The following is an 8,415-nucleotide window of genomic DNA, read 5'->3' as shown; positions in this document are numbered from 1 at the left end:
GCACGTGCACGTGGTCGGGCATCAGGTGCCCCTCGATTATCTCGATCCCCTTGTACTCGCACAGCTTCCTGAGGATCTCCCCTATGTCGCTCCTGATTTGGTTGTAGATCACTTTGCGCCTATACTTCGGCGTGAACACGATGTGGTACTTGCACATCCACTTCGTGTGGGAAAGGCTGTAGGCCTTCTGGGCCATGGCGACCACCCCTTCGACTCGAATTCTTGACGGCCTGAACAATCGTCAATATCGGTCGGAGGGGTGGCTTTGTAAAGCCGTTTGTCTCCACCCGCATAGCGGGTGGTTTAAAGCTGGCCGCTGCGCGGCCAGCAGACTAAAGTCTTGAAATGAAAGGGCGCTGACCTTCTGGTCGCGCCCTTGAAATTGAGCGTCAGATTGCCGCTTGGGGCCGTTTGCAGCGTCGAGCAGCTACGCGGTTTGGTAAAACCGCGTAGCTATAAAGCCTCGAGCGCGTTGGCAATGCGCTTCATGGCGGCATCGGCGGATGCTTGGTCGGGCGCCTCGGCCAGCACGCGGATAACCGACTCGGTTCCGCTCTTGCGCACGAGCACGCGGCCCTCGCCTGCCAGCGCAGTCTCGGCCTCGGCGATGGCGTTCTGCACGCCCATGTTCTCGAGCGCGGCGTCCTTATCCGCTACGCGCACGGCAACCTGCGCCTGCGGCAGCAGCTTGCACGGAGCCGTGAGCTGCGAGAGCGTCTCGCGCTCGGCACGAATCACTTCCATCACGCGCAGCGAGGTCATAATGCCGTCGCCCGTGCGCTCGATATCGCCAAAGATCGTATGGCCCGTCTGCTCGCCGCCCAGGCTGTAGCCGCCCTCGCGCATCTTGGCATACACGTGACGGTCGCCCACGCCGCTGGTCACGGCGCTCAGTCCGGCAAGCTCCAGCGACTTGACCAGACCAAAGTTGCTGGCGATCGTCGGCACCACGGTACCGCCCGAAAGGCGACCGTGCTTGTTCAGATACACGCCACACACGTACAGGATCTGGTCGCCGTCTACCACGCGACCGCGCTCGTCAACGGCCAAGCAGCGATCGGCATCGCCGTCATAGGCAAAGCCCACGTCCAGGCCCTGCTCCACCACGTGGCGCTGCAGGCGCTCCATATGCGTGGAGCCGCAGTCGACGTTGATGTTAAAGCCATCGGGCGCGGCGTTGATCACGCGCACGTCGGCACCGAGCGCGTCAAACACCGGCTTGGCCACCGAGGAAGCCGAGCCGTTGGCGCAGTCGATACCGATCTTGACGCCCTGCAACGAAAAGTTCGCGCTGGCGATGAGCGAAGCGATGTAGCGGTTGCGGCCCTGCATATAGTCCACCGTGGCGCCGATGTGGTTGCCCGTGGCCAGCGGTACCTCGCTCTTGCCATCGATGTAGTCTTCGATGAGCTCCAGTACGTCCTCGTCCATCTTAAAACCGTCGCTATTGACGAGCTTAATGCCGTTATCGCAAAACGGGTTGTGGCTCGCGCTGATCATGATGCCGCAATCGAAGCAGCCTTCCACGGTCTGATGCGCTACGCCCGGCGTGGGGATCACGTGCAGCATATAGGCGTCCGCACCGCTCGCGACCAGGCCACTCACCAGCGCCGCCTCGAACATATAGCTCGAGCGACGGGTGTCCTTGCCCACGATGACGCGCGCCTTGCGCTCGCGGTTGGCGCCGTAATACCAGCCCACAAAACGGCCAATCTTATAAGCGTGCTCTACCGTCAGCCCAACGTTGGCCTCACCGCGAAAGCCGTCGGTGCCAAAGTACTTCATATCTTACTTATCCTGTTCGAACGTTTGAGCGGTCGGCGTGGTACGAACCTTAAGCTCCTTGTGCCCAGAGTCCTTCGAAGTCGTGACCGTGTACTCAACCTTTATGTCTTGTCCAAGAAGCATGTGGACACCGCCCCATGCAACCTTCAAGCCATCGTGCGTCGCTTCGTTCATCTCGATAGAACCGGAGCCCGAAGTCTTAATGTCCGAAATGCTGCCTCCCGCAGGAGCATAGAGATAAAGCCTCAGTACCTCATCATCAATATCCTGGCTAATGCCGTTATGGCCCTGGAAATAACCAGGCATCTCGGCCTTCTCCTGGGGGGTCATCGTGTTCTTGAGCGAGGTGGTCACTCGATACGTCGTCGAGCCATCGGCATTTTCAACCGAAGAATCGATGGTGACTCGCTTATCGAGGAACCAATCCATCTTTGAATAACTGTAGTTGTTCACATAGACGCCCAAGATCGGAGCCTCCGACGTATCGGCTTGGAGGGCGCCCGATATTCCAAGGGCCTTCGCGGCCTTTTCCTCGTCATCGTTTCTCGAATACATGAGGATGCGACCCTCGGAAGCACCCTTTTCGATGGCTCCAGCAATCTTAGCAATATCGCTGGAGCCCAGTTCGTCCACGATCTTGTTAAAAGCCGATCCGGCAACCGCCGCAAAAATGGCGTCCTGTTCCTCTACCGGGTAATTCCAATAAATATCGTGCAGCAGCACCTTTGCAGCGTTGCTTCCATCAACGACGGTACCGTCAGGAAGCTGTGTGCCGCCTACAATGCCGAGCATATACTGCAAAAATACCGGATCGACTGCAAATACGCCGTCGATGTCATCTCCGACAATGGCCTTCTGCATATCGCTGGCAAGCTGAGCCGCACGCGGATAATCGGGCGTCATCGTAACGTCACCCATCGTGTATCCGAGCGTGTTGAATCCGGTCAGGCCCCATCCGGTCGTGAACAAGTTTGCTTCTTCATCGGTGATGGGAAGCGGGCTCAAAGGCTCTTTCATCATGTCGACTTTGACAAAATCGCCCAGTTCGAGCTTACCATCAGTCACCGACATCACGCCGCGAGAACCGGGAAAACCGCCACAGGCGCGGATCTCGACATTGCTCATCGCGAGCACAAGATAATGACGCGTCTGGCCGTTGGCACCGAGCATCTGGGGAAGGACGGGGGCGACCTTCTCCGCCGCGTCAACCGCGCCGTTGAGGGTGGCAAAGCCGTCCTTGGCCTTATCGACCAGCTCGGTCACTTGGGAAATATGAGTATCGCCAATACCCTGGATCTTCTCGTTGGCGCTCTTGAATACCTTCGAGCTGCTGGAAAGCGAATCGGCGACCGCCTGCAGCGCGGACACGTTAATCATGCCGTCCTGGAACAGCTTGCCGGGCGTGGCCTGCGAAAGGTTGTCGGCCATGGGAACCAGCGCGTTGCTCGAGACATCGGACAGGGCATCAATCATGGTGCGGGCCGCACTGATGTCGCTGCCATACACCGGGATAAACGAAGCCACCGTCCACAGCGGGCTCGAGGTCTCCGCCTTCATGCTATCGCAGAGCCCATCGATCTTCTTCGCGTCGTCAGGCAGCGTCGAAAAATCGCCCGACGTGACCTTGTCCTTAAGGCCACCGACGATCTCGACAGCCTCCTTCGCTTCGCTCTTTACGGTCTTTGCCGAGTTAAGCAGCATAAAGCCACTTGCGCCAAGCGCAACGAGAAGCACCGCGACTACAGCGGCAATAATGGCGCCAGTGTGACGCTTTTTGCGCTCGCCCTTGCGATGGCGATGACGGACCAGACCGTCAGAGGTCGAACTCGACGAAGCGTCGCTACCGTAGTTCAAGCCAAAATCGTAATAATCTTCCTTGGAACCCGAGCCCGCAAACTGGGCACCGCTATCATCCAGGCGGGCGAACGTGCCAGTCTCGGAGGCGCCGGTGTAAATCGTGCCAAGGTTACCCGTAAGCCCCGCGCCACCGGCAGAGGGAGTATTGTTGGCGGCCTTGCCGGCATTAACGTTGCCGGCGGTATTCGCGGCGTTGGCAGCACCTGCGTTGTTCGCAGGTATCGAAGGGGCCCCGCTCGGCTGCGACGTGGAGGTTGCACCGCCCGCAAAGACATTCCCTCTTGCACGGCCGGTCTTTTTTGCCTTTTGAGACTGCTCGTACAGAGCGGTAAACATCGCCGTCTCGCCCGGGGACACGCGCTTACCGGAACCGCCCTGCCCAGCGCCGCCCGGCGTGCCGGCCTTACCAGCCCCGTTCGGACGCGGCGGAACTGCAGGACGGCCGCTATCGCTGCCCTTAAAGTGATTACCAGCCATAAAGAAATCCTCGCAATTGAGTCGCAATGAAAAAGTCCATAACGTTACTAGTTTATGGCATTTTGAGCATCGACAGCTAAACTCCAGACACGGACATCAATTGGCGAAAATGTGGCACAACGCCTTTTCCGTCTTGGCGCCAGCTACACCGTCAAAAACACCATCGCGATAATCATGGCAAAGCCCGCCAGGTCGGTGGGCAAAAACACCGTTCCCAGCATAAGGGCGCTGGTGATGGTGGCCGAAACCGGCTCCATGGTTCCAAGGAGGCTCGCGCGCACCGAGCCAATCTCCTTAACGCCCTGCATGTAGAACATATAGGCGAAGAACGACCCCACCACAATAAATATCGCGAGCGCGCCGACACCCGAGGGGCCGAGCGCCGGCATATGCGCCCACGGCTGGGTAAAGATACTCATCACGATTCCCGCCGAAAGCATGGCCGAGCCCGTGACGACCGGGCTACCGTATTTGTTGAGGATTCCGGCAGGGATGATTGCTATGCAGGCACCGCCCACTGCGCACAAAAGGCCCGAGAGCAGGCCCATCGGCGAGATGTTGAGCGTACTGGGGTCGCCGCCCGTGGCGATCAAAAACGTTCCGCCCAATGCGAGCAAAATGCCAAGAGCCTCGCGCGTGCGCGGCAGTCGATGCGCGGTGACGCAGGCATACCCCATGACGACCACCAGCTGCAGGCACTGGAAGACGGTCGCGGTGCCCGCGTTGGTCAGGCGCACGGCTGACAGATAGCAAAGCTGGTTGAACAGCAGACCAAAGATCGTAAACAGAATAAGCTGCTTGCGATCGGCAGGGGTGGTCCACAGCTCGATCAAGCGGTCGCGGTCTTTTCTGAGCACAACGAACATAAAGAGCAGGCCAGCGATAACTTGGCGCACGCTCATCGGCCAAAACGTCTCGATATGGCACACGTCAAAGAGGTAGCTGGCGCTGGTGCCAGAAAAACCCCAAAACGTACCGCCGGCAAACGCGGCGAGCGTACCCAGGGCCATCTTGCGCGCCTGGGCGTCGTTGAGGCGGTCGCGCCATGCGCGGCGGGTGCTGTGGCTCAGCTCGTCAGTCCCCTCGGGCACGATAAAATCAGACGCCGCCGTCATCGGTACCGAAGCCCTTTCACGTGCACACTGCGCCGAGCGCTCCTGTTCCATCCCACTCCCCCGAAATCAATTGGCAATAAAGCGTCCAAACTGTAGCACGAATATTGGTATGAAATAGCAGATGATGCGGAGCATCTGCGAGCGTCCAAATTGCAGGGACGAAAGGCCCGATGAGCTATGCCGAGCGGTTGGAATCGCCTGGGGCGCCGGGATCGGCTTCCGCACTTTCATCGGTATGGCCACCGTCGGCATCGCCCTCGTCACCGGCGTCGCCCTGCTCCTCCTGCTCGCGACGGCGCTTTTCGCGAATCTGCTCCACGGCTGCGCGCAGGGCGGCCTCGTCCTCGGCGCATGCCACCTCTTGCGTTGTCTTGACCATATGGCGAATCTCGAGCACCAGCAGCACGATCAGCGGCACCACGATAAGCGGAAAGAACAGCAGCGGATTGGTGAGCAACGAGACCACCACGCCCAGCCCCGCCGAGACAAAGACCACGCGCCCCACCACGTCGGCGGCGGGCACGGGCGCAGCATCCTCGACCGGATTGGCATCGCCCTTGGTGCGGTAAACCGGCGTGCCGTCGGCCGCATCCTCCACGGCAACGATGCGATGCGTGTTGAGCGAACCCTCCAGCGCGTCATCGGACGAATGGAAGGTGATGATGTCGCCGACCTGGTAGGCCTGGCTGTTGTCGGTATCGACGACGATAAACGAATGCACGGGAATCGCCGGCTCCATCGAGCCGGTCAGCGTACGCATAAAGCCATAGCCCATGATGGTGGGGATCTCACCAGCGGGCGTGAACACCGTGCGCAGCAGCACCACAAAGGCGACCAGGATCGCCACGGTCGCCAACACGTTGATCACGCGGAGCACGTGCTTCATCACTTGTCGGCGTCCTTTGCGGAAGGCTCGACGTCAGTGGCGTCAGATGCCGAAACGTCGGTCTCATCTCCCTCAACGGTCGTGGCGACATCGCCCTCGGCGGCCTCTCCGCGCAAGCGAGCCAGCAGATAGCGCGACAGGCTGTTGCCCTCGGCACGGCGCTCGGCGCGGGCGCGATCGCGCTCGGACTGCTCCAGCTCGTGTGCCAACGAGTCCAAGCGTTGCTGCATCTCCGCGCGGGCGGCCTCGAGCTCGCGCTCGTGCGCGGCCTTGGCGGCGGCGAGTTCCTGCTCAATACGCTCCCCTGCCTCGAGCTCGGCTGCGGCGGCACGCGCGTCGGCGTCGGCACGAGCCTCCTCGGCGGCACGCGCGGCGGCATCGCGCTCGGCAGCGGCAGCGGCGACCTTCTCGCTGGCATCCACCGTAGCCTGCTCAACGGCAGAATCGGCGGCAGCACGGGCGGCGTCGATCGCAGCATCGGCGGCCTGCTGGGCGGCGGCAACCTTCTCCTCGGCCGCGACGACGGTGTCGGCGAGCTTCTGCTCCGCCACAGCAGCGGCGGCGTCGGCAGCCTCCTGCGCGGCACGGACATCGCGTTCGGCCGTCAGCTGCACTTCCTCGATCTGCAGCTTGGCGGCGTCCAACTTGGCATGCAGCTCGGCCATCTCCTTGGCAGAGGCCTCGCGCACGGCGGCGAGCTCGGCCGCAGCAGTGTCCTTGGTGGCCTGCAGCTCGGCAGCGTCGGCCGCCGTCTTGGCGGCCAGGGCCGCAGTAGCATCGCTCTTAACCTGCGCGACCTGCTCGGAAGCCGCCTGCTCGGCGGCAGCAACCTTGGCGTCCGCGTCTGCCCGGGCGGCAGCCACCTCGGCATCGGCCTCGGCGCGCATCTGCTCAAGCTGCGCCGCCGCGGTCTCACGCGCCTCGACAGCGTCGGCCTCGGCAGCCTTCTTGCCCGCCTCGACATCCTCCAGCGAACCTTGCAGCTCCTCAACATCAGCCTCGGCCATCTGCGCGCGTTGCGTCAGCGCCAGCTCGCGCGTCTTGGCCTCGTCCAGCTCGTCGGCCAAATCATCGCGCTCGTCGGTCAACGCGTGCGCCTGCACCTTCCAAGACTTGACCTGCCCCTGCAGCTCCTCGATCTGCTCGCGTGCCTCGGCCAGCGCCTGCTCGGCATCGAGCTGGGCCTGCGTGACCTCCTCCACAAACACGCGGCGGACCTCAACATCGGGCAGGTCGGGACTATCGACCTGCACCTCCTTAATCTCTTTAATAAACTTGGGCGCCACCGGCGCGTGTTGCACGCTCTCGAGCTCCTGCAGGTTGCGCTCGTCATCGGTCAGGCTCTTAAAGACGGTGTAGTTGTTAATGAGGTTGGTGTACATCTGCACCATGTACTCGTCATCGAACGCCAGCGCCTGCTGCTTCACGTCGATGTTGTAGCCCACCTTGTCGTAGCGCTCCATAAACTGCCACAGCTGGTAGCACTTGCGGTAGTTGGGGTCCTTCATGATGAGGTTGGTGCGCTGAATGGGGCTGCGGACCGCACTGCAGCCGTTCATGATCTGGCAGAACGACGCGCCGCGCAGCGCCATGACCAGGCGGCGCACGCGGTCGATGCGCATAAAGACGTCCATGTTGTCGGCATCGTTCTCGGCAAAGCTCTGACGGTTTTTGACCGTCATCTCGACGTTGTACTCGATCTCCTCGTACGCATCGTCGATCTTGCTGTGCATCTTAAAGCGGTTGCGGATCTCGTTGCCCGTCGACCAAAAGATCACGTCGGTACGCTTGTCCACAAACGTCAGCAGGCGCTGAATCAAGTGGTAGATAAAGCGGTTCTCGTACAGGTCGTAGGTCTCGACGGTATTGACGTTGAGGATGCGCGTAGGGTGAACGCCGCCGTCCTCACTCGGCGCCAAAAACTGCGTGTTCTGGCTCAGATGACGGACGCTGTCGGCGCTGATCTTTTTAGCGAGCGAGACCGGCACCACCTCTTCCTCGGTGGTGATAAAGCGGCGCGGCTTTTCGATGATGGTGTTGATGGCGTCGAGCGAGTCCTCGATCATGCTGATCCATTCCTCGTCCACCACCTTGACGAGCTCCTCGCGCTGCTGTTCGATCGTGGTGCCCGAGGCCTGCGCCATCTCAAACAGATAGCGGAAGTAGCGGCTGTCCTCCTGGATGGGCTCCATCTGCTCGGAGAAGCTGGTATAGAGGTCCTGAATGGTCTCGGACATGGGTTACTCCATAGATTGGATCGATCGGAAAGGGGCGGGGCGACATCACGTCGCCCCG

At 60.9% G+C, this 8,415-nt stretch carries 6 protein-coding genes; all 6 read right to left on the bottom strand.

All coding sequences use genetic code 11. The annotated features are described in order from the left end of the window. On the bottom strand, positions 1 to 196 hold a 196-nt coding region (gene tnpA, locus DW661_RS10335), incomplete at its 3' end, for an IS200/IS605 family transposase (RefSeq protein ID WP_233547464.1). 257 nt (positions 197 to 453) lie between these two features. Beyond that, positions 454 to 1,785 carry a phosphoglucosamine mutase gene (gene glmM, locus DW661_RS06210; protein ID WP_118935045.1) on the bottom strand — a complete coding sequence of 444 codons (1,332 nt, stop codon included), beginning with the start codon at positions 1,783 to 1,785 and terminating at the stop codon, positions 454 to 456. A 3-nt stretch (positions 1,786 to 1,788) separates the two neighbouring features. Beyond that, a complete protein-coding gene (locus tag DW661_RS06205) occupies positions 1,789 to 4,119 on the bottom strand; it encodes a DUF4012 domain-containing protein (RefSeq protein WP_117634326.1) in 2,331 nt (776 codons plus the stop codon). Between the two features lie 143 nt (positions 4,120 to 4,262). Continuing rightward, on the bottom strand, positions 4,263 to 5,285 hold the full coding sequence (locus DW661_RS06200; RefSeq protein WP_118935043.1) for a DMT family transporter: 1,023 nt from the start codon (positions 5,283 to 5,285) through the stop codon (positions 4,263 to 4,265). A 124-nt stretch (positions 5,286 to 5,409) separates the two neighbouring features. Then, a complete protein-coding gene (locus DW661_RS06195) occupies positions 5,410 to 6,120 on the bottom strand; it encodes a signal peptidase I (protein ID WP_118935041.1) in 711 nt (236 codons plus the stop codon). Next, positions 6,120 to 8,357: a DUF2357 domain-containing protein gene (locus DW661_RS06190; RefSeq protein ID WP_118935039.1), complete on the bottom strand. Its 2,238-nt coding sequence runs from the start codon at positions 8,355 to 8,357 to the stop codon at positions 6,120 to 6,122. Before DW661_RS06190 ends, DW661_RS06195 begins: the two co-directional genes overlap by 1 nt. Positions 8,358 to 8,415 lie beyond the last annotated feature (58 nt).

Source organism: Collinsella sp. AM24-1, from assembly GCF_003470325.1.
Classification (GTDB): Bacteria; Actinomycetota; Coriobacteriia; order Coriobacteriales; family Coriobacteriaceae; genus Collinsella.
The sequence above is the reverse complement of the archived record's forward strand: the minus strand, read 5'-3'. Positions and strand labels throughout refer to the sequence as shown.

Excerpts from the sequence above, each read along its gene's own strand:
- DW661_RS06190 (WP_118935039.1), bottom strand. The coding sequence starts at position 8,357 with ATGTCCGAGACCATTCAGGACCTCTATACCAGCTTCTCCGAGCAGATG.
- glmM (WP_118935045.1), bottom strand. The coding sequence starts at position 1,785 with ATGAAGTACTTTGGCACCGACGGCTTTCGCGGTGAGGCCAACGTTGGG.
- DW661_RS06200 (WP_118935043.1), bottom strand. The coding sequence starts at position 5,285 with ATGGAACAGGAGCGCTCGGCGCAGTGTGCACGTGAAAGGGCTTCGGTA.
- DW661_RS06205 (WP_117634326.1), bottom strand. The coding sequence starts at position 4,119 with ATGGCTGGTAATCACTTTAAGGGCAGCGATAGCGGCCGTCCTGCAGTT.
- DW661_RS06195 (WP_118935041.1), bottom strand. The coding sequence starts at position 6,120 with ATGAAGCACGTGCTCCGCGTGATCAACGTGTTGGCGACCGTGGCGATC.